The sequence below is a fragment of the Streptomyces hokutonensis genome, from assembly GCF_042751305.1.
In the GTDB taxonomy this organism is placed as follows: domain Bacteria; phylum Actinomycetota; class Actinomycetes; order Streptomycetales; family Streptomycetaceae; genus Streptomyces; species Streptomyces hokutonensis_A.
Map to the genome: position 1 here is coordinate 289,132 of NZ_JBHYWD010000009.1, position 22,113 is coordinate 311,244.

At 70.3% G+C, this 22,113-nt stretch carries 23 protein-coding genes; 13 read left to right on the forward strand and 10 right to left on the reverse strand.

Annotated features, from left to right (window positions below):
* Positions 1-23: 23 nt before the first annotated feature.
* The 8 genes from rplT to ACFXC1_RS25030 all read left to right on the forward strand — a co-directional run bounded on the left by rplT (position 24) and on the right by ACFXC1_RS25030 (position 9,921).
* Complete coding sequence (rplT, locus tag ACFXC1_RS24995; RefSeq protein ID WP_019066261.1) at positions 24-407, forward strand: 50S ribosomal protein L20; 384 nt, start codon at positions 24-26, stop codon at positions 405-407.
* 160 nt (positions 408-567) lie between these two features.
* On the forward strand, positions 568-1,416 hold the full coding sequence (locus tag ACFXC1_RS25000; RefSeq protein WP_381245950.1) for a TrmH family RNA methyltransferase: 849 nt from the start codon (positions 568-570) through the stop codon (positions 1,414-1,416).
* Between the two features lie 56 nt (positions 1,417-1,472).
* Positions 1,473-2,609: a sensor histidine kinase gene (locus ACFXC1_RS25005; protein WP_381245952.1), complete on the forward strand. Its 1,137-nt coding sequence runs from the start codon at positions 1,473-1,475 to the stop codon at positions 2,607-2,609.
* A gap of 146 nt (positions 2,610-2,755) precedes the next feature.
* The gene (gene pheS / locus ACFXC1_RS25010; RefSeq protein WP_019066264.1) at positions 2,756-3,883 is read left to right on the forward strand and encodes a phenylalanine--tRNA ligase subunit alpha; all 1,128 of its coding nucleotides are present in this window, start codon (positions 2,756-2,758) and stop codon (positions 3,881-3,883) included.
* Positions 3,883-6,387 carry a phenylalanine--tRNA ligase subunit beta gene (gene pheT, locus ACFXC1_RS25015; RefSeq protein ID WP_381245954.1) on the forward strand — a complete coding sequence of 835 codons (2,505 nt, stop codon included), beginning with the start codon at positions 3,883-3,885 and terminating at the stop codon, positions 6,385-6,387. The genes pheS and pheT overlap by 1 nt, the downstream gene beginning before the upstream one ends.
* A 192-nt stretch (positions 6,388-6,579) precedes the next feature.
* A complete protein-coding gene (locus tag ACFXC1_RS25020; RefSeq protein WP_381245955.1) occupies positions 6,580-7,734 on the forward strand; it encodes a PP2C family protein-serine/threonine phosphatase in 1,155 nt (384 codons plus the stop codon).
* Between the two features lie 207 nt (positions 7,735-7,941).
* Positions 7,942-9,282, forward strand: coding sequence for a transcriptional regulator (locus ACFXC1_RS25025; RefSeq protein WP_200714455.1), 1,341 nt, complete (start codon positions 7,942-7,944; stop codon positions 9,280-9,282).
* A 69-nt stretch (positions 9,283-9,351) separates the two neighbouring features.
* Positions 9,352-9,921 (forward strand): NUDIX hydrolase, encoded by a 570-nt coding sequence (locus ACFXC1_RS25030; protein ID WP_026178159.1) that lies wholly within the window; start codon positions 9,352-9,354, stop codon positions 9,919-9,921.
* Here ACFXC1_RS25030 and ACFXC1_RS25035 read toward each other — a convergent pair.
* Entirely contained in the window at positions 9,918-10,175 is a 258-nt protein-coding gene (locus ACFXC1_RS25035; RefSeq protein WP_381245957.1) for a hypothetical protein, read from the reverse strand. The two genes, ACFXC1_RS25030 and ACFXC1_RS25035, sit on opposite strands and share 4 nt — an antisense overlap.
* Before the next feature lie 204 nt (positions 10,176-10,379).
* The gene (locus ACFXC1_RS25040) at positions 10,380-11,255 is read right to left on the reverse strand and encodes a 3-hydroxybutyryl-CoA dehydrogenase (RefSeq protein WP_381245959.1); all 876 of its coding nucleotides are present in this window, start codon (positions 11,253-11,255) and stop codon (positions 10,380-10,382) included.
* A gap of 170 nt (positions 11,256-11,425) precedes the next feature.
* On the opposite strand from ACFXC1_RS25040, the gene ACFXC1_RS25045 reads away from it, so the two are divergent.
* Entirely contained in the window at positions 11,426-12,670 is a 1,245-nt protein-coding gene (locus ACFXC1_RS25045; protein ID WP_381245960.1) for a glycoside hydrolase family 10-like protein, read from the forward strand.
* 1 nt (position 12,671) lies between these two features.
* Here ACFXC1_RS25045 and ACFXC1_RS25050 read toward each other — a convergent pair whose 3' ends face one another.
* Entirely contained in the window at positions 12,672-12,866 is a 195-nt protein-coding gene (locus tag ACFXC1_RS25050; RefSeq protein WP_381246129.1) for a DUF1918 domain-containing protein, read from the reverse strand.
* Positions 12,867-12,957: 91 nt separating this feature from the next.
* On the reverse strand, positions 12,958-13,902 hold the full coding sequence (locus tag ACFXC1_RS25055) for a DMT family transporter (protein ID WP_381245962.1): 945 nt from the start codon (positions 13,900-13,902) through the stop codon (positions 12,958-12,960).
* On the opposite strand from ACFXC1_RS25055, the gene ACFXC1_RS25060 reads away from it, so the two are divergent.
* From ACFXC1_RS25060 to ACFXC1_RS25070, 3 genes are all read left to right on the forward strand, one after another.
* A complete protein-coding gene (locus ACFXC1_RS25060; RefSeq protein ID WP_381245964.1) occupies positions 13,901-15,331 on the forward strand; it encodes an aminotransferase-like domain-containing protein in 1,431 nt (476 codons plus the stop codon). The genes ACFXC1_RS25055 and ACFXC1_RS25060 overlap by 2 nt on opposite strands.
* 125 nt (positions 15,332-15,456) lie before the next feature.
* Complete coding sequence (locus ACFXC1_RS25065; protein ID WP_381245966.1) at positions 15,457-15,894, forward strand: GNAT family N-acetyltransferase; 438 nt, start codon at positions 15,457-15,459, stop codon at positions 15,892-15,894.
* Positions 15,895-15,997: 103 nt separating this feature from the next.
* Positions 15,998-16,591 (forward strand): histidine phosphatase family protein, encoded by a 594-nt coding sequence (locus ACFXC1_RS25070; RefSeq protein ID WP_381245968.1) that lies wholly within the window; start codon positions 15,998-16,000, stop codon positions 16,589-16,591.
* 19 nt (positions 16,592-16,610) lie between these two features.
* Here the strand turns inward: ACFXC1_RS25070 and ACFXC1_RS25075 are convergent, their stop codons facing one another.
* Positions 16,611-17,054: a DUF6314 family protein gene (locus ACFXC1_RS25075; RefSeq protein WP_381245970.1), complete on the reverse strand. Its 444-nt coding sequence runs from the start codon at positions 17,052-17,054 to the stop codon at positions 16,611-16,613.
* A gap of 2 nt (positions 17,055-17,056) precedes the next feature.
* A complete protein-coding gene (locus ACFXC1_RS25080; RefSeq protein WP_381245971.1) occupies positions 17,057-17,308 on the reverse strand; it encodes a hypothetical protein in 252 nt (83 codons plus the stop codon).
* 151 nt (positions 17,309-17,459) lie between these two features.
* On the opposite strand from ACFXC1_RS25080, the gene ACFXC1_RS25085 reads away from it, so the two are divergent.
* A complete protein-coding gene (locus ACFXC1_RS25085; RefSeq protein WP_381245973.1) occupies positions 17,460-19,946 on the forward strand; it encodes an alpha-L-arabinofuranosidase C-terminal domain-containing protein in 2,487 nt (828 codons plus the stop codon).
* Here the strand turns inward: ACFXC1_RS25085 and ACFXC1_RS25090 are convergent.
* The 4 genes from ACFXC1_RS25090 to ACFXC1_RS25105 are packed head-to-tail and all read right to left on the reverse strand — an operon-like array spanning position 19,933 to position 22,041.
* On the reverse strand, positions 19,933-20,373 hold the full coding sequence (locus ACFXC1_RS25090) for a carboxymuconolactone decarboxylase family protein (protein ID WP_381245974.1): 441 nt from the start codon (positions 20,371-20,373) through the stop codon (positions 19,933-19,935). The genes ACFXC1_RS25085 and ACFXC1_RS25090 overlap by 14 nt on opposite strands.
* A complete protein-coding gene (locus tag ACFXC1_RS25095) occupies positions 20,370-20,822 on the reverse strand; it encodes a MerR family transcriptional regulator (protein WP_381245976.1) in 453 nt (150 codons plus the stop codon). Before ACFXC1_RS25095 ends, ACFXC1_RS25090 begins: the two co-directional genes overlap by 4 nt.
* 50 nt (positions 20,823-20,872) lie before the next feature.
* Positions 20,873-21,406 carry an aminotransferase class V-fold PLP-dependent enzyme gene (locus ACFXC1_RS25100; RefSeq protein WP_381245978.1) on the reverse strand — a complete coding sequence of 178 codons (534 nt, stop codon included), beginning with the start codon at positions 21,404-21,406 and terminating at the stop codon, positions 20,873-20,875.
* Positions 21,403-22,041, reverse strand: coding sequence for a TMEM175 family protein (locus ACFXC1_RS25105; protein ID WP_381245980.1), 639 nt, complete (start codon positions 22,039-22,041; stop codon positions 21,403-21,405). Before ACFXC1_RS25105 ends, ACFXC1_RS25100 begins: the two co-directional genes overlap by 4 nt.
* Between the last annotated feature and the right edge of the window lie 72 nt (positions 22,042-22,113).

The following is a 22,113-nucleotide window of genomic DNA, read 5'->3' on the forward strand; positions in this document are numbered from 1 at the left end:
CCCCGCTACAAGGAGTTAAACAAGTGGCACGCGTCAAGCGGGCAGTCAACGCCCACAAGAAGCGCCGGGCGATCCTCGAAGCCGCCTCCGGCTACCGCGGTCAGCGTTCGCGCCTGTACCGCAAGGCCAAGGAGCAGGTCACCCACTCGCTGGTCTACAACTACAACGACCGCAAGAAGCGCAAGGGCGACTTCCGTCGGCTGTGGATCCAGCGCATCAACGCGGCTGCCCGCGCCAACGGCATCACGTACAACCGCTTCATCCAGGGTCTGAACGCGGCCAACATCGAGGTCGACCGCAAGATCCTCGCGGAGCTGGCTGTCAACGACGCCGGTGCGTTCGCCGCGCTGGTCGAGGTTGCGCAGAAGGCGCTGCCGAGCGACGTCAACGCGCCGAAGGCCGCGTGACGCTGCGCTGGCGTTGAGCCGACGTGATTGAAGGGCCCGCAGGTTGAATCCTGCGGGTCCTTTGTTGCTGGTCGCGCCCACGCGGCGGGGCCGCGAATCGATACAGCCCCGCGACCCCAGGGGAATCCCCGCGTCCTGAGATTTGAAGGTGAAGCAGAGCATGTCCCCGAACGGTCCCGAGCTCATTTCTCCCCGTTCCCCCCGCGTCGTCGCCGCCCGGCGGCTCGCTCGGCGGAACTTTCGGAGTAAGGAGCGGCTGTTTCTTGCCGAGGGGCCGCAAGCCGTGCGGGAGGCAGCCGGATACAAGGACACGCTCGTCGAGCTGTTCGCCACCGTCGAAGCCGCCGAGCGGTACGCGGACATCATCAGCGAGGCCCGTGATGTCGGAGCCCGGGTGCATCTCGCCGATGAGCAGGTGATCGCCGATATCTCCACCACCGTCACGCCGCAGGGGTTGGTCGGAGTGTGCCGGTTCCTCGACACCCCCTTCGAGGAGATCCTCAAGGGCCGGCCCAAGCTTGTCGCCGTCCTCGCCAACGTGCGCGATCCCGGGAACGCTGGCACCGTACTGCGCTGCGCCGATGCCGCCGGTGCCGAGGCCGTCGTACTGACCGACGCGTCCGTCGATCTCTACAACCCCAAGGCCGTACGGGCCTCCGTGGGATCCCTGTTCCATCTGCCCGTCGCCGTCGGAGTGCCCGTCGAGCAGGCCGTGGCCGGGCTCAAGGAGATCGGGGTGCGGATCCTCGCCGCCGACGGGGCCGGGACCGACGACCTCGACGACGAGCTGGACCAGGGGACCATGGGCGGGCCCACCGCCTGGGTGTTCGGGAACGAAGCCTGGGGGCTTCCGGAGGAGACCCGCGCACTCGCGGACGCCGTCGTGCGGGTTCCGATCCACGGGAAGGCCGAGAGCCTGAACCTGGCCACCGCTGCCGCCGTATGTCTGTATGCGTCTGCCCGTGCACAGCGCGGCTCCGGAGGGTGCCGTTCCGTCACCGACAGCTAGTAGGGTGACCAGCTCGGGGGCCACCTGCGCCGTATGAGAAGAGGTGGGGTACGGGGATGACTGTCGGCACGAGCAGCGCGCCGGGAGCACGGGGCGTGCCCCGGCCCTCCGCGGCCCGGCACGACGACCTCACCGGACTCGGCATCGACCCCGACGAACTGCCCGACGGCCTGGTCGTCGCCGACGAGCACGGCCAGGTCATCTGCTTCAACGCCGCCGCCGAGCGCATCACCGCCGTCCGCGCCGCCGACGCCCTCGGACAGCGGCTGGAGAAGGCACTCCCCTTAGAGGACCTGGAGGGCCGCCGCTGGTGGCAACTGACCGATCCCTATGGGGGGTTGGCCATCCGGGTGCGACAGCCGGAGCGGAATCTGCTGCTGCCTGGCGGGCACGAGGTTCTTGTCACCGCGCGCTATGTCCGTGCGGAACCGCTCGGTCCGGTCCGTCGCGTTGTCGTCTCGCTGCGGGACACCGAGGCGCGGCGCCGTACCGAGCGCAGTCACGCCGAGCTGATCGCCACCGTCGCCCACGAGCTGCGTTCGCCACTCACCTCCGTCAAGGGCTTCACCGCGACCCTGCTCGCCAAGTGGGAACGCTTCACCGACGACCAGAAGCGGCTGATGCTGGAGACCGTCGACGCCGACGCCGACCGCGTCACCCGGCTCATCGCCGAGCTGCTCGACATCTCCCGCATCGACTCCGGGCGGCTCGAACTGCGCCGCCAGCCCGTGGACATAGGCGCGGCCGTCGGCCGTCACATCCAGGCGTACGTCGCCGCAGGTCAGCCCGCCGACCGCTTCATGCTCCGCGTCGAACAGCCGCTGCCCGACCTGTGGGCCGACCCCGACAAGGTCGACCAGGTGCTGAGCAACCTGCTGGAAAATGCGGTGCGCCACGGCGAGGGAACCGTCACTATCGACGTCACGGCCTCGGCGTCCCCCCGTGAGGGGGAGGAAACCGGCACATCGGTGACGGTGAGCGACGAGGGTCCAGGTATCCCGGAGGAGTCCATGAACCGCGTCTTCACCCGCTTCTGGCGGGGCAGCAAGCGCGGCGGCACCGGACTCGGGCTGTACATCGTCAAGGGCATCGTGGAAGCCCACGGCGGCACCATCACGGTCGGCCGGGCCCCTGGCGGCGGCGCCGAGTTCCGATTTATGTTGCCCGTGGGCACCCCGGCGTATCTGCAATAGCGCCGAGCGAGCACCCACGGGCGCGTTCGCACACTTCACCCCCGTTAGACTCGGCCTCTGGCACCTTTGCGTCTCCATGACAGGGACGATGCGTCTCCGAGCCGTAGACGGGGACCCCAGCCAGCCAACCGGAAGCACGGGAAGAGATGTCGGCACCGAATAAGTCGTACGACCCTGTAGAGGTCGAGGCCTTGAAACCGGAAGAGATCGAGCGCATGCGGGACGAGGCGCTCGCCGCCTTCGCCGCCGCCGGTGATCTCGACGCGCTCCAGGAGGCCAAGGTCGCCCACACCGGCGGCACCTCCCCGCTCGCCCTCGCCAACCGCGAGATCGGCGCGCTGCCCCCGCAGGCCAAGGCAGCGGCCGGAAAGCTCGTCGGGCAGGCCCGGGGCGCCGTCAACAAGGCCCTCGCCGCCCGCCAGGCCGAGCTGGAGGCCGACCGCGACGCCCGCGTCCTGGTCGAGGAGGCGGTGGACGTCACGCTGCCGTACGACCGCGTCCCGGCCGGCGCCCGGCACCCGCTGACCACGTTCATGGAGCGGGTCGCGGACGTCTTCGTGTCCATGGGGTACGAGATCGCCGAGGGCCCCGAGGTCGAGGCGGAGTGGTTCAACTTCGACGCCCTGAACTTCACCCCGGACCACCCGGCCCGGCAGATGCAGGACACCTTCTTCGTCCAGGGCCCCAAGGGGACCGAGGGCGACGAGTCCGGTGTCGTACTGCGGACGCACACCTCGCCCGTGCAGGCCCGCGCCATGCTGGACCGCGAGCCGCCGGTCTACATCGTGTGCCCCGGCCGCGTGTACCGCACGGACGAGCTGGACGCCACGCACACCCCGGTCTTCCACCAGATCGAGCTCCTCGCCATCGACGAGGGCCTGACCATGGCCGACCTCAAGGGCACCCTGGACCACATGGTCCAGTCGCTCTTCGGCGCGGAGATGAAGACCCGGTTGCGGCCGAACTACTTCCCCTTCACCGAGCCGTCCGCCGAGATGGACATGCTCTGCTACGTCTGCAAGGGCGAGTCCGTCGGCAACCCCGACCGCCCCTGCCGAACCTGCTCCTCCGAGGGCTGGATCGAGCTGGGCGGCTGCGGCATGGTCAACCCCCGCGTCCTCGTGGCCTGCGGGGTGGACCCGGAGAAGTACAGCGGATTCGCCTTCGGGTTCGGCATCGAGCGGATGCTGATGTTCCGCCACAACGTCGAAGACATGCGAGACATGGTCGAGGGTGACGTCCGGTTCACCCGGCCGTTCGGGATGGAGATCTGATGCGGGTCCCGCTTTCTTGGCTGCGGGAGTACGTCGACCTGCCGGCGACGGAGACCGGCCGCGACGTCCAGGCCAAGCTCATTTCCGTCGGCCTCGAGGTAGAGACCGTCGAGCAGCTCGGTGACGGCCTCAAGGGCCCGCTCGTCGTCGGCAAGGTCCTCACCATCGAGGAGCTGGAGGGCTTCAAGAAGCCCATCCGCTTCTGCACGGTGGACGTCGGCCAGGCCAACGGCACCGGTGAGCCCCAGGAGATCGTCTGCGGCGCCCGCAACTTCGCCGTCGGCGACAAGGTCGTCGTGGTCCTCCCGGGGGCCGTGCTGCCGGGCGACTTCGCGATCGCCGCCCGCAAGACGTACGGCAAGACCTCGCACGGCATGATCTGCTCCGGCGACGAACTGGGCATGGGCGACGACGGCTCCCACGGCATCATCGTCCTGCCGCCCGAGCACGAGGTCGGCACCGACGCGATCGAGCTGCTCCAGCTCGTCGACGAGGTCCTCGACATCGCCGTCACGCCCGACCGCGGCTACGCCCTGTCGATCCGCGGCGTCGCCCGCGAGACCGCCACCGCCTACGGCCTCCCGCTGAGCGACCCGGCCCTCCTCGACGTACCGGGTCCGAACGCCTTCGGCTACCCGGTGCAGGTCTCCGACCCGATGGGCTGCGACCGCTTCACCGCCCGCACGGTGACCGGCCTCGACCCCGAGGCCCGCTCCCCGCTCTGGCTGACCCGCCGCCTCCAGAAGGCGGGCATGCGCCCGATCTCGCTCGCCGTCGACATCACCAACTACGTGATGCTGGAGCTGGGCCAGCCCCTGCACGCCTACGACCGCACCCGCGTCCAGGGTCCGATCGGCGTGCGCCGGGCCACCCAGGGCGAGAAGCTCACCACCCTCGACGGCGTCACGCGCACGCTGGACGCCGAGGACCTGGTGATCACCGACGACCGCGGCCCCATCGGCCTCGCGGGTGTCATGGGCGGCGCCAACACCGAGATCGACGACACCGAGGGCACCACCACCGAGGTCGTCGTCGAAGCCGCCCACTTCGACGCGCTCTCGATCTCTCGTACGGCCCGCCGCCACAAGCTGGCCTCCGAGGCGTCCAAGCGCTTCGAGCGCGGCGTCGACCCGCAGGCCGCCTCGGCCGCCGCCCAGCGCACGGTCGACCTCCTGGTCCTCCTCGCGGGCGGCACCGCGGACGCCGGCGTCACCGAGGTCATCGCGCCCTCGGCCCCGCACACCATCACCATTCCGGCCAACCACCCGGACAAGGTGGCGGGCGTCGAGTACGGCCGCGAGACCGTCGTACGGCGTCTCCAGGAGGTCGGCTGCGACGTGTACGGGCAGGACGAGCTGATCGTCACCGTCCCGTCCTGGCGCCCCGACCTGACGGACCCGAACGACCTGGCCGAAGAGGTCATCCGCCTGGAGGGCTACGAGAACCTGCCCTCCACGCTCCCCAAGCCCCCCGCGGGCCGGGGCCTCACCGACCGCCAGCGCCTGCACCGCCGGGTCGGCCGCGCACTGGCCGGTGCCGGTTACGTGGAGGCGCCGAACTACCCCTTCGTCGGCGAGCACGTCTTCGACCAGTTCGGCCTGGCCGCCGACGACCCGAACCGCAAGGTCGTCAAGCTGGTCAACCCGCTCTCGGACGAGGAGCCCGCACTCCGCACGACGCTGCTGCCGGGCCTGCTCGGTGCGCTGCGCCGCAACGACGGCCGGGGTTCTCATGACTTGGCGCTGTTCGAGACCGGGCTGGTCTTCCACCCGCGCGAAGAGCTCAAGATCGCCGTACGACTCCCCGTCGACCGGCGTCCGACCGACGAGGAGATCGCCTCCCTCACCGAGGCGCTCCCGCTCCAGCCCCGGCACGCGGCCGTCGTCCTCACGGGCGCCCGCGAGCAGGCCGGCTGGTGGGGCAAGGGCCGACCGTCCGACTGGGCCGACGCGGTCGAGTCGGCGCGGGTGCTCGCGCGTGAGGCCGGCACCGAACTCCTCGTACGCAAGGGCCAGTACGGTCCCTGGCACCCCGGCCGCTGCGCCGAACTCGCGGTCGTCGTCGAGGGTGTTGAGCAAGTCATCGGGTACGCCGGGGAGTTGCACCCGGGTGTGCTGAAGACGCTCGGTCTGCCCGCGCGCACCAGCGCGATGGAACTGGACCTGGACGTCCTGGAGTTGGCGTCGTCGGGTGTCCCCAAGGGCCCGAAGATCTCCACGTTCCCGGTCGCCACGCAGGATGTCGCGCTGGTCGTCGACGCCCCGGTCCCGCACGCGTCCGTCGAGGCGGCGCTGCGCGAGGGCGCCGGTGAACTGCTGGAGTCCATCCGGCTGTTCGACGTCTACGACAACGCCGCGCAGCTGGGCGAGGGCAAGAAGTCCCTCGCCTACGCGCTGCGGTTCCGCGCGGCCGACCGGACGCTGACCGTCGATGAGGCGTCGGCGGCGAGGGACGCGGCGGTGGCGTTGGCGGCGGAACGCACGGGAGCCGTACTGAGGGGCTGATCGCTGGAGGGGCCGATTCCGTATCGGGACGGCCCCTACCTGCATAAATGCACCTGTCTCATGTCACCTCACTCATTCGAGTGAGAAGTTCGGGCGATCTGGCCCGATCGGGGCATGCGGTCGACAGAATCGGACCGGCCTTTCGGGGTCGGTCCGATTGCGCTGTCGGGGCCTATTTGGGGGGCCACAGGCATGATCCGCATCAAGGCTGGGGTACCCCGCAGGCCGCGCCCGAGGCCGCGCGCCCGCCGTCCACTGCGCCGGGCGCTCGCTCTGGGGCTGCCGACGATGTGGGGTGCCATAGCGATCACCTACAAACTCACCTGCCCGCTCGCCCAGCAGACCGGCCTGGGCGCCCGCATCGTCACCAGCGCGGTGTTCTTCGCGGTCGGCACCGGTCTCATCGTCCAGGTCCGCCGCTCCCTGCTGCGCGAACTCCGCGAGATCCGGCGGATCGCGGGCGCCGCCCAGAACGCGCTGCTCCGCCCGCTCCCACCCCGACTCGACGGCCTGAACATCGCCGCCGCGCAACTCTCCGCCGAGCGCGGCGCCGTGGTGGGCGGTGATCTCTACGAGGTGGTCGCCACCGAGCACGGAGTCCGGGTCGTGATGGGTGACGTACGCGGCCACGGCATCGCCGCGATCGGCACGGTCGCCGCGGTCCTCGGCAGCTTCCGCGAGGCCGCCCACGACGAACCCGACCTGGAGGGCGTCCTACGCCGCCTCGACCGCGCCCTCGCCCGCCACCTCCGCGAACGCGCCCGCGCGGAACACCCGTCGACGGGGGCCCTTGACCCCGACAGTCCGGTGGCCGAGGAGTTCGTCACGGTACTGCTGCTGGAGATCGGCACGGACGGCGAACTCCGCGCTCTCAACTGCGGGCATCCGTGGCCGTATCGGTTGAGCCGGGGAGGAGTGCGGCCCATGGCCCGCACAGACCCGCTCCCGCCTCTCGGGCCGTTCCCCTTGCCGACGGAACTGCCCTTCGTCCGCTGCGGCCAACTACGCCCGGGCGAGTCCCTGTTCCTCTACACGGACGGGGCGGAGGACGCGCGTGACGGGCGGGGCGGTTTCTTCCCGCTGGCCGATGTACTGGCGGAGGTGACGGCCCAACACCCGCCCCCCGTACCGCAGTCGGTCCTCGGCGCGGTCTTCACGGCGTTACTGCGTCACACGGGCGGCACACCCACGGACGACGTCGCCCTACTCGTCCTCCGCAATGACCGCAAGGCCAACTGTGCCAACCTAGGGGCGCGGGGCAGTGACATTAGCGGCTCCGCCGCGCGGGCGCGACCAGCCACAACGCACCCGCACCCGACGAACCACCCACAACACAACGGCGTCTAGTCGCACCGGTTCTCGCCGCAAAGCCAGGCCGCCGCACTTACGAGGGGGAGCCGGCGGCCCGGCCGGCCTCTTGCGAGGCAATCCAGTCAACCGGTTGGGAACTCTCCGCAACAGCGCGCACACACCCCGGATTCACGCACTCCGTTCACACCCCGTGTGAACCCACCCGCACTACTCTGTCCGCACCGAGTCACCGGGGGGCCATCCATGCAGCCCAACACACTTCTCGACGCCATCCTGGACGAGGCGGGCATCTCGCACGCGGGACTCGCCGCACATGTGAACCAGGCCGGCCGGGCCCGAGGCCTCGCACTCCGGTACGAACACACCGCCGTGGCAAGGTGGTTGAAGGGCCAGCGCCCACGGGGCCAGGTCCCCGACCTGATCTGCGAGGTGCTCGCGACCCGCCTGCACCGGCCCGTCACGCTCGACGACATCGGCCTCGGCGTACCCGGCGAACCCTCCACCCCGCACGGCACCTCCCTCTCCGGCTTCGTCGAGCGGGCCACCGCCCTGTGGCGCTCCGACGAACAGCAGCGCCCGCACATCCTCGGGGCGCCCGCGGTCACCGGAACGCCCGCGGTGATGCCGGTGTGGGAGTGGGAGAACCCACCGGACGACGTGGACGTGTCGCGCGGCGGCCGGCACCGGGTGAGCATGGCGGACATCGAGATGCTGCGCGCGGCCCGCGCCCACTACGAGCAGATGTACCGCAAGGCCGGCGGCGTCGCGACCCGCACCCGCATCGTCGGCTTCCTCAACTCCGAGACCGCCCCGCTGCTGCGCGGCAGCTACACCGACGCCACCGGCCGCCAACTGCACCGCGCGACTGGCGGGTTGGTGGCGATCGCGGGCATCTGCGCGTACGACTCCGACGCGCACGGACTCGCCCAGCGCTACTTCCACCAGGCGCTGCGGCTCGCAAAGGCGAGCAACGACAGGGGACTTGGCGCGTACGTCATCGCGCTGCTCGTCAACCAGTCGCTGTTCATGCGGGAGTTCCGCCAGGCCGTCGCCTTCGCGGAGGCCGCGCTGCGGGCAGCAGGGCGGCAGATCACCCCGGCGCTCGCCTCCGACCTGTACGCGATGCAGGCGAAGGCGTACGCACACCTCGGCGACGGCACGAGCGCCCTCTCCTGCATCCGCCGTGCCGAGCAGGCCGCCGAACGCATCCGACGCGGATACGAACCCGACGAGACCGGCTATGTCCAGCCGGGACTGGTCAACGTCCAGGTGGCGGAGGCGCTGCTCAGCCTCGGCGATCTGACGGCGGCGGGGGAGCACGCCATGGCGGCCGTGGACACTCCGGCGCACGACCGGGGCCGGGTGCACCGGCTCGCCATGCTCAGCCAGATCGAACTGCGCCAGGGGAACGCCGACAAAGCGGTGGCCACGGCGGTGCAGATGGCCGAGCAGGCCAGGGGGATGGAGTCCCAGCGGCTGCGCGACAGACTCCGCGCGGTGCGCGAGTACCTGGTGCGCAGCGACTGCGCGGGTACGGCCGAGGCGGCCGAACTCATCGACGGGGCACTGCGCGTACCGCTCTAAAGGCGCCGTAGACCACAACACAGTCCCTGCTGCGATATTGCCACTTACTCGACGGAAGGTGGCAGAACCGTGCAGTGGACGAAACAGAACGAACAAACTGTGTACTCAAACCGCTGGTTCAGCGTCAATCTCGCGGATGTCGAACTACCCGACGGCCAGCACCTCGACCACTTCCTCATACGGCTGAGGCCGGTGGCGGTGGCGACGGTCGTGAACGAGGCGAACGAGGTTCTCCTCCTGTGGCGGCACCGCTTCATCACCGACAGCTGGGGGTGGGAGCTCGCGGCGGGCGTCGTCGAGGACGGCGAGGACATCGCGCGGGCCGCCGCCAGGGAACTGGAGGAAGAGACCGGCTGGCGGCCGGGGCCCCTGCACCACCTGATGAGCGTGGAACCGTCCAACGGGCTCACGGACGCCCGGCACCACATCTACTGGGCCGACGAGGGCGAGTACACCGGACACCCCGTGGACGACTTCGAATCGGACCGCCGGGAATGGGTACCGCTCAAACTCGTACCCGACATGGTCGCCCGCGGGGAGGTCCCGGCCGCCAACATGGCGGCCGCGTTACTGCTGTTGCACCATTTGAGGCTGGGCCAGGACGCCCCTCGAAGTCCCGCCCGACGTCCAGGCGTCTAGCGCCCCAGGGCCTGCCAGATCGTCACGACGAGCGCGCCCACGGCAGTCAGTGCCGCGATCGCCGGCAGTGGCCAGCGGGCGTGCTCCAGGGCGACGATTCGCGCGCTCAGATCATCCACTTCCTTGTCGGTCTCCTCGGTGCGATGGCTGAGCAGGGCCAGCCCTCCCTCGACCCGCGCGTAGGCGACGTCGAGGCGGCGGCGTAACTCTGCGAGTTCTCCATGGACCACGGGATGCTCGGGGTCGGCGGTCACGTGTCCGCTCCTTTCCGTAGTCGGAACATCCCTTGCATGCGCATGAAGAGTCAACTCGCCTGGTGGACACCGGGGGAGAGTGTGCGAGCGGCATATGCGGGCCCGACGCGCACACGGTGTGTGAATGCCGCGGGCCCGGCGCTCCGAAGAGCGCCGGGCCCGTAACGGCCGTGATGTCACGGTGAGTTGCCGCGCGGTGCGCGCTCAGCCGTAGGTGTAGAACCCCGAGCCGGACTTCCGGCCGAGGCGTCCCGCGTCGACCATGCGCTGGAGCAGCGGGGGAGCGGCGTAGAGCGGCTCCTTGTACTCCTCGTACATCGAGTACGCGACCGAGGCGACCGTGTCCAGGCCGATCAGGTCGGACAGCTTCAGCGGGCCCATCGGGTGGGCGCAGCCCAGCTCCATGCCGTTGTCGATGTCCTCGCGGCTGGCGATGCCCGACTCGAACATCCGGATCGCGGACAGGAGATAGGGGATCAGCAGCGCGTTGACCACGAAACCGGAGCGGTCCTGGGCGCGGATCGCGTGCTTGCCGAGCACCTTCTCGGTGAACAGCTGGGCGCGGCTGAGCGTGCCCTCGGAGGTGGTCAACGCCGGGATCAGTTCGACGAGTTGCTGCACCGGGGCCGGGTTGAAGAAGTGGATGCCGATGACCTGGTCGGGGCGCGAGGTGGTGACCGCGAGCCGTACCAGCGGGATCGAGGAGGTGTTGGAGGCGAGGATCGCGTCGGGGCGGGTCACGACCTGGTCGAGCACCTGGAAGATCTCGGTCTTCACCTGCTCGTTCTCGACGACGGCCTCGATGACGAGGTCGCGGTCGGCGAACTCGCCGAGGTCGGTGGTGAAGCTGAGCCGCGCCTGCGTCTCGGCCAGTTCCTCGGCGGAGATCTTGCCGCGTTCGGCGGCCTTGGTCAGCGAGTTGAACAGCCGGGTCCGGCCGATCTCCAGGGCCTCGCCGGTGGTCTCGGCGACCTTCACGTCCAGGCCGGCGCGGGCGCACACCTCGGCGATACCGGCGCCCATCTGGCCGCAGCCGACCACTCCGACGCGCGAGATGTCTCCCGACGGGATGTCCGTCACATCGTCCCCTTCGCTGCTGATGCGGGCTCTGGTAGAACCCCGTTGTCCGGAGTCTGCTCCGATCGTGCACGTTACCCGCAAGTATCGATGATCGATCGCCGGGGTCGGGCATCCTGGGGCGCGGAGGAGATCCGTGACCGCACGGATCCACAGCGTATGGGGGTGTACGAATGGGGCGATTGTCACGCCGGACGTTCGCGATGGCGGCGCTGTCGACCCTGGCGACCACGGGCAGCGCGGCGGCGGACACCGGGCGCGCGCCGGCAGCGGCCGGGCGTCCGCGCGCGGTCACCGAGATGCGGGGCGTGTGGCTGGCGACGGTGGCCAACCGCGACTGGCCCTCCCGCCCGGGCCTGACCGCCGCGCAGCAGCGCACCGAACTGATCGCCCACCTCGACACCGCGGTCCGCGACCGCCTCAACACGGTGATCTTCCAAGTCCGGCCCACCGCCGACGCGTTGTGGCCCTCGCCCTACGAACCCTGGTCCCAGTACCTGACCGGCACCCAGGGCGTCGCCCCCGGCTGGGACCCGCTGAAGACCGCCGTAGAAGAGGCGCATGTGCGGGGGCTGCAACTGCATGCCTGGTTCAACCCGTACCGCATCGCCAACAACACCGACCTGACGAAGCTCGTCGCCTCGCACCCCGCGCGCAAGCACCCCGACTGGGTCGTGACGTACGGCGGGAAGCTCTACTACAACCCCGGGCTGCCGCAGGTCCGGCTCTTCGTCGAGAACGCGATCCTCGACGCGGTGCGCAAGTACCCCGTGGACGCGGTCCACTTCGACGACTACTTCTACCCGTACCCGGTCGCCGGCCAGACCTTCGACGACGACGCGGCCTACGACAAGTACGGCGGCGCCTTCACCGACCGGGCCGCCTGGCGCCGCGACAACATCGACAAGCTGATCCGCGAGACCGCCGCCCGCATCAAGCAGACCCGTCCGGGCACGCGCTTCGGCATCAGCCCCTTCGGAGTGTGGCGCAACGCCGCGACCGACCCGCGCGGCTCCGACACCACGGCCGGGGTGCAGACGTACGACGATCTCTGCGCGGACACCCGGAAATGGGTGCGGGAGGGCTGGATCGACTACATCGTGCCGCAGCTGTACTGGAACATCGGCTTCGCCCCCGCCGACTACGCGAAGTTGCTGCCCTGGTGGGCGGCGGTCGCGCACGGCTCGAAGACGCGGCTGTACGCGGGTGAGGCGCTCTACAAGGCGGGCGACCCGGCGCAGCCCGCTGCCTGGCAGGACCCGGCCGAACTCTCCCGCCATCTCACCCTCGCCGACCGCTACCCGGAAGTCGGCGGGCATGTCTTCTTCGCGGCCCGGGACGTCGCGGTGGACCGCATCGAGGCCATGGCGCGGGTGGTCGCCGACCACTACGGGCAGCCGGCGAAACCCCCGCGCTGATCTACCGTTCCGTGTCCTGGTGCCTGACCTCGCAGTCGGGGCCGGGTGACATCACGGCCTCGTGCCCGTCGGGGAAGCGGACGCGGTAGGGCGGATTGCCCTCCCTGCCCATCACCTCGACGACCTCCGAGACCTGATCGTGCAGGCCGACCACCCTGCCGTGCTGAACGAGCCTGTCGCCAACGGTCGCACGCATCTGCACCGCCTCCTCACCGAGTCCGGGAGCAGCGTCCATCCCTTCGAGTCTACGGCGGCCCGCCCGGCCGGGACCGGATCGCGCACGTCCATCAACTCCGGGCGCGCTGGGTGACGGCGATGCACACCAGCACGGCCGCCGCCGTCAGCGGAGCGGCCACCGGCAGGTGCTCACCCAGCAGGAACACCGACCACACCAGCGTGAGCAGCGGCTGCGCCAACTGCAACTGGCTGGCCTTCGGGACCCCGATCGCCGCCATGCCCCGGTACCAGACGACCAGCCCGAGGAACTGCGAACCGGCGGCGACCCACAGCACGCCAGCCACACTGTGCGCGGTGAGCTGCGGGGTGTCGTACGACAGCGCGACCGCGGCGGCGGGCACGCTCAGCGGGAGGCAGAGGACCAGCGCCCAGGCGATGACCTGCCAGCCGGGCATCACCCGGGCCAGCCGGCCGCCCTCCGTGTAGCCGGCCGCGCAGACCAGCAGGGCCGCGAGGAGATAGAGGTCGGCGCTGGTCAGCGCGCCGCCGCTCTGCTGGATCGTGAAGGCGAGCACCGCTCCGGCGCCCGCGAGCGCGGCCGTCCAGAAGGTGCGCGAGGGGCGGACGCCGGTGCGCAGCGCGGACAGGGCCGCTGTCGTCAGCGGCAGCAGGCCTACGACGACCGCCGCGTGCGCGGTGGTCGACGTCTCCAGCGCGAGCGTGGTCAGCATCGGGAACCCGACCACCACTCCGGCCGCGACGACGGCCAGCCCGGCCCAGTGCCGGCGGGCGGGCACGGGCACGCGCAGCGCCAGCAGACAGCCGCCCGCCATCAGCGCGGCCAGGACGCAGCGCACGGCCACCAACGACCAGGGGCCGAAGCCTTCCAGCCCCCACGCGGTGGCGGGAAAGGTGAGGGAGAAGGCGATCACACCGAGGGCGGCGAGGACCGTACCGGCGGGCACCTTCGCCGCCTTGGCCGTCCCGGTGGTGATGGTCGGGGCGGTGCTGACCGCTATCGGGCTCGGTGCAGTAGCGCTATCGTGTGCTCTCATGCAAGAGCGTAGCAGTGTCGGTGAACTGGCGAATCAGTTGCGGCGTGAACTCGACCGCTACTCTCCCGGTGGAAAGCTGCCGTCGAGCCGGGCGCTCGTCGAGCGGTTCCGGGTGAGCCCGGTGACCGTCTCGCGCGCCCTCGCGCAGCTGACCGCCGAGGGGCTGGTGGTCACCCGCCCCGGCGCCGGGGCATTCCGGGCCACGCCGCGCGCCGCGACCACCGCCACCGGAGACACCTCCTGGCAGGAGGTCGCCCTCAGCGCGGACGGTGCCGCCGACGTCGTACCGCGCACGGTGGACGCGTCCGCGGTCCTGGCCACGCTGGCCGTCCCGCCGCCGGGCGTGATCGAGTTCAACGGCGGCTATCTGCACCCGTCCCTGCAGCCCGAGCGGGCGATGGCCGCGGCCCTGTCCCGGGCCGGGCGGCGTCCCGGCGCCTGGAGCCGGCCGCCGATGGAAGGGCTGCCCGAACTGCGCGAGTGGTTCGCGCGCGGCATCGGCGGATCTGTCACCGCCGCCGACGTCCTCGTCAGCGCGGGCGGCCAGACCGCGCTGACCACCGCACTGCGCGCCCTGGCACCCCCCGGCGCACCCGTCCTCGTCGAATCACCCACCTATCCGGGCATGTTGGCGATCGCGCGGGCGGCCGGTCTGCGCCCGGTCCCCGTGCCGGTCGACGCGGACGGCGTACGTCCCGCCCTGCTCGCCGACGCCTTCCACGCGACCGGCGCCCGGGTCCTCGTCTGCCAGCCCCTCTTCCAGAACCCGACCGGCGCCGTCCTGGCCCCCGCCCGCCGCCCGGAGGTCCTGCGCATCGCCCGCGACGCGGGCGCGTTCGTCATCGAGGACGACTTCGTACGACGACTGGTGCACGAGGACGCGGGACCGCTGCCGCCCCCGCTGGCCGCCGACGACCCCGACGGAGTCGTCGTCCACGTCGGCTCCCTCACCAAGGCCACCTCACCCAGCTTCCGGGTCAGCGCGCTCGCCGCGCACGGACCGGTACTGGAACGCCTGCGCGCCATCCAGGTCGTCGACACCTTCTTCGTCCCCCGCCCGCTCCAGGAAGCGGCCCTCGAACTCGTCGGCTCACCGGCCTGGCCACGCCATCTCCGCGCCATCTCCGCCGAGTTGAAGATCCGCCGCGACACCATGACGGCGGCCCTGCGCCTGGAACTCCCCGACTTCTCCCTCCCTCACATCCCCTCCGGCGGCTACCACCTCTGGCTCCGCCTCCCCGCCGGCACGGACGAACAGCCCCTCACGACCGCGGCCCTCCGCACGGGCGTCGCCCTCACCCCCGGCCGCCCCTACTTCAGCGCCGAACCCCCGGCCGCCCACATCAGGTTGAGCTTCGCGGCGGTCGCGGGGACGGGGGAGATCGTGGAGGGGGTACGGCGACTACGGGCGGCCTACGGCACCGGGTGAGCGCCCCGCAAGGGGCGCGGGGCGGTGACATTCTGCGGCTCCGCCGCGTGGGCGCGCCCGGCCCCCACCGGCCCGCAGTGGAAAACCACTCGACTCCCGCGATCCTGACCTGCAAGTCTCCGGCCATGAACGACATCCCGAGCCTCCCCGACGGCTACGAGTTCTCCGCCGACACCGCCCGCATCGACCTCGACCGCGTCCACCACTGGCTGTCCACCGACGCCTACTGGGCAAAGGGCCGCCCCCGCGAGCAGCACGAACGCGCGGTGGCTTCCTCACTGAACTTCGGGGTGTACGACACGGCTTCGGGCGAACAGGTGGCGTACGCGCGAGTGGTGACCGACGGGGCGCTGTTCGCGTGGCTGTGCGATGTGTACGTGGACCCGTCGGCGCGCGGCAAGGGCATCGGTACGGCGTTCGTCGCCGCCGTACGCGAGGAGCTGCGGCCGCTCGGAGTGCGCCGGATCCTGCTCGCCACGCACGACGCCCACGGGGTGTACGAGAAGGTCGGATTCAAGCCACTGGAGCGGCCCGACCAGTGGATGGCCCTTTATTTCGAGTGACTTGTCCGGCTGGTCCTGACTTCGAAGTAAGGTTTCGCCCACCCTGGGTAACTCTCATCCGGCCCCCCTTGACCTGCGTACTTCGGCGGATCACGATCGCCGCATGCAACTTCGGGTCACGTTCGTCGCCGCCGCGCGCAGCTCCCCGCTGCTCGCGGAGCGCTTCGAGGACGACCGGCCGCTGGACCAGGCGGGCTGGGACGAGGTGCAGCGCGCCGCGCCGATACTGCTGCCGCTGGCGGCGGCGGAGCTGCGCTACTGCTCGCCGACCCCGCGCAGCCGCACCACCGGCGACGGCCTCGGCTACACCCCGCTGGTGCAACTCGCTCTGCGGGACTGCGACATGGGCCGCTGGCGCGGACTGACGCTCGGCGAGGCGATGGCCCGCGAACCGGCACTGGTGGATGCCTGGCTCGCCGACCCGCGCTCCACCCCGCACGGCGGCGAGTCGCTGCTCTCCTTCATCGCCCGGGTGGGCGGCTGGCTGGACACCCGGCCCATCGAGGACGGCGACCGGATAGTCGCCGTCGCCGAACCCTCCGTCATCCGGGCCGCGTTGGTCTACGCCCTCAAGGCCCCGCCCTCGACCTACTGGAACCTCGACGTACGCCCCCTGTCGACGACCACGGTCACCGGCAGCGCGGGCCGCTGGAACCTGCGCTTCGACGGAGCGGCGGTTCAGTCGAGGCGGGTCTAGCCGGGGGAGCGGGGCGAGTTCAACCCACGCGCACGTAGTCCGTACCGAGCACCAGGTCCTTCGCGGGACCGCCCACCCGCCACACGGTCCGCCATCGGTCCGCGTCCAGGACCGTGAACTCGCCCCGGTACAGGTCCGCGGCGCAGGGATGGTCGGCGACATACCGTCCCGACGTCAGATCCAGTTCGTGGAACGGCCGCCCGTCACCGAAGCGCACATCGGCCGTACCGGGCGCCGCGCCCGGCAGGAACCGCAGCGTCCGCTCGGCGGGACGGGCCACGCCACGCCAGGTGAAGGTCCCCGACTCGGCGTGCAGCAGGCCCCCTTCGGCCAGCGTGCCGAACACGGTCGTACCCGAGAACTCGCCCTCGTCCCCGCTCACCAGATCCCGCACCGACCGCCGTACTCGCCAACTCCCGGACAGATAAGCCAAAGTGTCCGGTACCGGCCAGAACTCGCCCACTGTCACCCCTTCTTGCGCCACCGGCGCCACCCGTCCGGCGAGTCGGTGGGCACCTTCCGCTCCGCCTGGGCCCGGATCTCGTAGTGCGACGCGTGACTCGTGGTCCGGAAGGCCTCCTCGTACGCGGCCGGCGCGCCGCTCATGCCGCCCCCGGCGGTGCCGCGGCGGCGGATCCGCCGGGCGAGCAGGGTGAAGAACCCCAGCGCGACGGCGAGAAAGCCGAGCAGGACGAGGTACGGAAACAACACGGACATGCCCTCGACCCTACGTCCCCGCCCGCGCCGGCCCCATTGACGTGCTCACGACCCTTGCCTATCTTGCCGTTCGAAGTGCTGACCGCCGTCCGATATCTCGAACTGGACATTCGAGCATCGCGCACGATCCGATACGAGCCGCGGAGTATCCATGTCACGCACCAGCCGCACCCGCCTGAGACTTGCCCTCGGGGCAAGCGCTTTCCTGCTGGCGGCGGCCGTCGTCCCCGCCCCTGCCCGCGCCGCCGACGTCACCGACTACGCGATCACCGTCGACCCGGCGGCCAAGGGCGCCGCGATCGACAAGACGATGTACGGCGTCTTCTTCGAGGACATCAACCGCGCGGCCGACGGCGGCCTGTACGCCGAACTCGTCCAGAACCGGTCCTTCGAGTACTCCACCGACGACAACAAGTCGTACACCCCGCTGACCGGTTGGACGGTCACCGGTACGGCCCAGGTGGAGAACGACGCCGGCCGCCTCAACGAGACCAACCGCAACTACCTTTCCCTGGCGGCCGGTTCCTCCGTCACCGACGCCGGCTACAACACCGGCATCGCGGTCGAGGACGGCAAGAAGTACGACTTCTCGGTGTGGGCCCGCGCCGAGGGCGGCACCACGCTCACCGTGAGCCTCCAGGACGCGGGCGGCACCCTGGCGACCGCCCATCAGGTCGCCGTGCGGAAGAACGGCTGGGCCAAGTACAAGGCCACGTTCACCACGACCCGCACCAGCACCACGGGCCGCCTCACCGTCGCCTCCTCCGCCGCGACCGCCCTCGACATGGTCTCCCTCTTCCCCCGTGACACCTACCGGCACGAGCCGAACGGCCTGCGCAAGGACCTCGCCGAGAAGATCGCCGCCCTGCACCCGGGCTTCGTGCGCTTCCCCGGCGGCTGCCTGGTCAACACCGGTTCCATGGACGACTACAGCGCGGCCTCCGGCTACCAGCGCAAGCGGTCGTATCAATGGAAGGACACCGTCGGCCCGGTCGAGCAGCGCGCCACCAACTCCAACTTCTGGGGCTACAACCAGAGCTACGGCCTCGGCTACTACGAGTACTTCCGCCTCGCCGAGGACATCGGCGCGATGCCGCTGCCCGTCGTACCGGCCCTGGTGACCGGCTGCGGCCAGAACAAGGCCGTCGACGACCCCGCGCTGCTGAAGCGGCACATTCAAGACACCCTGGATCTCATCGAGTTCGCCAACGGCCCGGTCACCTCGAAGTGGGGCAAGCTGCGCGCCGAGATGGGCCACCCCAAGCCCTTCCGCCTCACCCACATCGAGGTCGGCAACGAGGAGAACCTGCCCGCCGAGTTCTTCGCCCGTTTCACCCAGTTCCGCGCCGCGATCCAGGCCGCGTACCCGTACATGACCGTGATCTCCAACGCGGGCCCGGACGACAGCGGTTCGACCTTCGACACGGCCTGGCAGCTCAACAAGGACGCCAAGGTCGACATGGTCGACGAGCACTACTACAACAGCCCGCAGTGGTTCCTGCAGAACAACAACCGCTACGACTCCTACGACCGCACCGGCCCGAAGGTCTTCCTCGGCGAATACGCCTCCGGCGGCAACGCGTTCAAGAACGGCCTCGCCGAAGCGGCCTACATGACCGGCCTGGAACGCAACGCGGACGTGGTCAAACTCGCGTCCTACGCACCGCTGTTCGCCAACGAGGACTACGTCCAGTGGCGCCCGGACCTGGTGTGGTTCAACAACCACGCGTCCTGGGGCTCAGCCAACTACGAGGTCCAGAAGCTGTTCATGAACAACGTCGGCAGCCGGGTGGTGCCGTCAACCGCCACCGGCACGCCGTCACTTGTCGCCCCGATCTCCGGCGCGGTCGGCCTGTCGACCTGGGCGACGAGCGCGGCGTACGACGATGTGAGGGTGACGGCGGCGGACGGTTCGGCGCTGCTCTCCGACGACTTCTCCGGTGATGCCTCCCAGTGGACCCATACGGGAGGCGGGAGTTGGAGTCTCCAGGACGGGCAGTACGTCCAGACCGACACCGCCGCCGAGAACACCATGGTCTCGGCGGGCGACCCGGCCTGGCACGACTACGACCTCCATGTGAAGGCCACCAAGAAGGCAGGGAAGGAAGGCTTCCTGGTCGCGTTCGGAGTCAAGGACACCGGCAACTACTACTGGTGGAACCTGGGCGGCTGGAACAACACCCAGACCGCCGTCGAACAGGCCGTGGACGGCGGCAAGTCGACGCTGATCGCCAAGCCGGGGACCATCGACACGGACCGCGCCTATGACGTCGACATCAAGGTGAGGGGCCGTCAGGTCACCCTGTACCTCGACGGGCAGGAGTGGGGAAGCTTCACCGACGACAAGCCGGCCGAGCCGTTCCGTCAGGTGGTGACCAAGGACGCCAAGACCGGTGACCTGATCGTCAAGGTGGTCAACGCCCAGTCCTCGGCGGGCCGTACGGCCATCGACCTGGGTGGTGCCAAGGTCGCGTCCAGGGCGAAGGTGACCACGCTCGCCGCCGCGCCCGACGCGGTGAACAGCGAGACTGCCACGGCGGTCGCGCCGGTCCTGTCCAACTTCAACGGCGTTGCCGACAAGTTCAGTTACACCTTCCCGGAGAACTCGATCACCTTCCTGCGGATCAAGCAGAAGTAGCTGCGGCCTCCGAGGCGGGCTGCTGTCCCAGCGGCAGCAGCCCGCGCTCGGCGAATACCTTCTTCGCGGCGAAGGTCGCGTTCAGGGCCCTCGGCATACCGCAGTACACCGCCGAGTGCGTCAGTGCCTCGACGACCTCCTCCGGTGTGAGGCCCACGTTCAGCGCCGCGTTCACATGCACGTCGAGCTGGGCCTCGCAGCCGCCGAGCGCGGTGAGCATGCCCAGCGTCACCAACTGGCGGTCGCGCGGGGCGAGTCCGGGACGATCGTAGACCTCGCCGAAGGCCCAGGCGACGACCTGGTGGCCCAGTTCGGGGTTGATGTCGGCGAGCGAGTCGACGACCCGCTGCCCGGCCTCGCCGTCGACCCGCTTCAGGACCTCAAGGCCGTGGGTGAACCGCTCTTCTCGGGTGGTGCTCGCGCTCATGTCGTTCCGTCCGTTCCCGGCTGCTCGTGCTCGTCTTTGTGTTCGTCGAGGAGCAGCTGTTCGTAGTGGTCGATCTTGTGGTCCAGCACGGCCGCGTTGCGGCGCAACACCCTTATCCGGTCGGCGAGTTCGGCACGGTGCTCGCGGAGCATCGCCAGCCGGTCGGCGACCGTGACGTTCCCCGCCGCCCGCAGCGCGGCGAACCGCTGCATGTCGGCGATCGACATGCCCGTCTCGCGCAGTCGGAGCAGGAACTCCAGCCAGGCCAAGTCCGCTGCCTGGTACCGCCGTTGGTTGCCCGTGCTCCGGCCGACCCGCTCGATCAGGCCGGCCTTCTCGTAGTAGCGCAGGGTGTCGTGCGAGAGTCCGGTGCGCTCGGCGACCTGGGCGATGGTCAGGGTGGGTTCCCGCTCCCCGGGGACTGGGTTCTCGGGCTGTCCGCTGCTCATGAACACAACCGTAGAACCTGGAGCGCGCTCCAGGTCAAGCCCTGCCGGGATCAACTGCCGAAGTGGGCCTGAGCTGCGCGGACACCCCCGACCAGGGCGTCGACCTCGGACAGGGTGTTGTAGACGTAGAAGCTCGCCCGGGTCGTCGCCGGGATGCCGTACCGGCGCGCGATCGGGCGGGCGCAGTGGTGACCGACGCGGACGGCCACGCCCCGCTCGTCCAGGATCTGGCCGACGTCGTGCGGGTGGACGCCGTCGACGGCGAAGGAGACGGCCGAGCCCCGGTCGCTGAGGTCACGGGGGCCGACGATCCGTACGCCGGGCACCTCCTGGAGCAGCCCCAGCGCGCGGGCGGTGAGCCGGTCCTCGTGGGCCGCGACCTCGCCCGTGCCCAGCTCCTCCAGATACTCCACGGCCGCGGCCGGCCCCACCGTCTGGGAGGTCATCGGGACGCCCGCCTCGAAGCGCTGCGGCGGCGGCAGGAAGGTCGTGCGGTCCATTTCCACGACCTCGATCATCGAACCGCCGGTGAGGAACGGCGGTGGTCCGGCGAGGAGTTCACGCCGGGACCGAGGGCGCCTCACGGCCGCGGGAGGCGCCGCCAGTAGTGGCCGATGAGGTAGTGGGTGGGCACGATTGTGACCCAGAAACACATGGCCGCCGTCGTGTTGATGTAGGCCAGCGGGATGGACAGGGCGAAGACCAGCGCGCTGGTGCCGAGTTGGACGGTGAAGCGGCGGCGGGCCACGGCGGCCGGGGACTTGGGCGAGGGGTGCACCTGACGTTGCGTGAGCAGCAGCAGGGCCACGTGCACCCCGTGGATCGCGGTCATGGTCCCCGCGTAGAGGGCGACGGCTTCGGGATGGGAGGCGTACTCCGCCAGCAGCCCGGTGGGGAAGGGCAGCAGGGCGACCAGGCCGAGACCCAGCAGTATCAAGCGCGTGACCAGGGGCGTCTCGGTGGGCAGCACGGTGAGGACGCGCCGGTGGTCCCGCCAGAACCCGGAGAGCAGGGAGAAACTCAGCGCGAAGGCCCCGATGCCGGGCAGGGCCTCGCCGAGCGCCTTGTGGAATCCGGCGTCGTCCAGATGTGCGGGGACGCTCACGTCGATCACGAGCAGTGTCATCGCGATGGCGTAGATGCCGTCGGACAGGGCGATCAGACGGGTCGGGCTCGGTTCGTTCTCGTGCGGGCGCGTCTCTGCCACTGGCTCCGTCATGCAGGTGAGAGTAGGGCGTCGTGCCCTTGCCCGGGGGCGTGGATCCGCCGAGGGGTGGTGCGGATCCACGCG

What these genes read in the sequence shown, in the direction of transcription:
- ACFXC1_RS25000 (WP_381245950.1), top strand. Translation starts at nt 568, where the DNA reads ATGTCCCCGAACGGTCCCGAGCTCATTTCTCCCCGTTCCCCCCGCGTC.
- ACFXC1_RS25060 (WP_381245964.1), top strand. Translation starts at nt 13,901, where the DNA reads ATGCAAGAGCGTAGCAGTGTCGGTGAACTGGCGAATCAGTTGCGGCGT.
- ACFXC1_RS25005 (WP_381245952.1), top strand. Translation starts at nt 1,473, where the DNA reads ATGACTGTCGGCACGAGCAGCGCGCCGGGAGCACGGGGCGTGCCCCGG.
- ACFXC1_RS25045 (WP_381245960.1), top strand. Translation starts at nt 11,426, where the DNA reads ATGGGGCGATTGTCACGCCGGACGTTCGCGATGGCGGCGCTGTCGACC.
- ACFXC1_RS25080 (WP_381245971.1), bottom strand. Translation starts at nt 17,308, where the DNA reads ATGTCCGTGTTGTTTCCGTACCTCGTCCTGCTCGGCTTTCTCGCCGTC.
- ACFXC1_RS25095 (WP_381245976.1), bottom strand. Translation starts at nt 20,822, where the DNA reads ATGAGCAGCGGACAGCCCGAGAACCCAGTCCCCGGGGAGCGGGAACCC.
- ACFXC1_RS25090 (WP_381245974.1), bottom strand. Translation starts at nt 20,373, where the DNA reads ATGAGCGCGAGCACCACCCGAGAAGAGCGGTTCACCCACGGCCTTGAG.
- ACFXC1_RS25020 (WP_381245955.1), top strand. Translation starts at nt 6,580, where the DNA reads ATGATCCGCATCAAGGCTGGGGTACCCCGCAGGCCGCGCCCGAGGCCG.
- ACFXC1_RS25085 (WP_381245973.1), top strand. Translation starts at nt 17,460, where the DNA reads ATGTCACGCACCAGCCGCACCCGCCTGAGACTTGCCCTCGGGGCAAGC.
- ACFXC1_RS25105 (WP_381245980.1), bottom strand. Translation starts at nt 22,041, where the DNA reads ATGACGGAGCCAGTGGCAGAGACGCGCCCGCACGAGAACGAACCGAGC.
- ACFXC1_RS25070 (WP_381245968.1), top strand. Translation starts at nt 15,998, where the DNA reads ATGCAACTTCGGGTCACGTTCGTCGCCGCCGCGCGCAGCTCCCCGCTG.
- pheT (WP_381245954.1), top strand. Translation starts at nt 3,883, where the DNA reads ATGCGGGTCCCGCTTTCTTGGCTGCGGGAGTACGTCGACCTGCCGGCG.
- ACFXC1_RS25050 (WP_381246129.1), bottom strand. Translation starts at nt 12,866, where the DNA reads ATGCGTGCGACCGTTGGCGACAGGCTCGTTCAGCACGGCAGGGTGGTC.
- pheS (WP_019066264.1), top strand. Translation starts at nt 2,756, where the DNA reads ATGTCGGCACCGAATAAGTCGTACGACCCTGTAGAGGTCGAGGCCTTG.
- ACFXC1_RS25025 (WP_200714455.1), top strand. Translation starts at nt 7,942, where the DNA reads ATGCAGCCCAACACACTTCTCGACGCCATCCTGGACGAGGCGGGCATC.
- ACFXC1_RS25055 (WP_381245962.1), bottom strand. Translation starts at nt 13,902, where the DNA reads ATGAGAGCACACGATAGCGCTACTGCACCGAGCCCGATAGCGGTCAGC.
- ACFXC1_RS25065 (WP_381245966.1), top strand. Translation starts at nt 15,457, where the DNA reads ATGAACGACATCCCGAGCCTCCCCGACGGCTACGAGTTCTCCGCCGAC.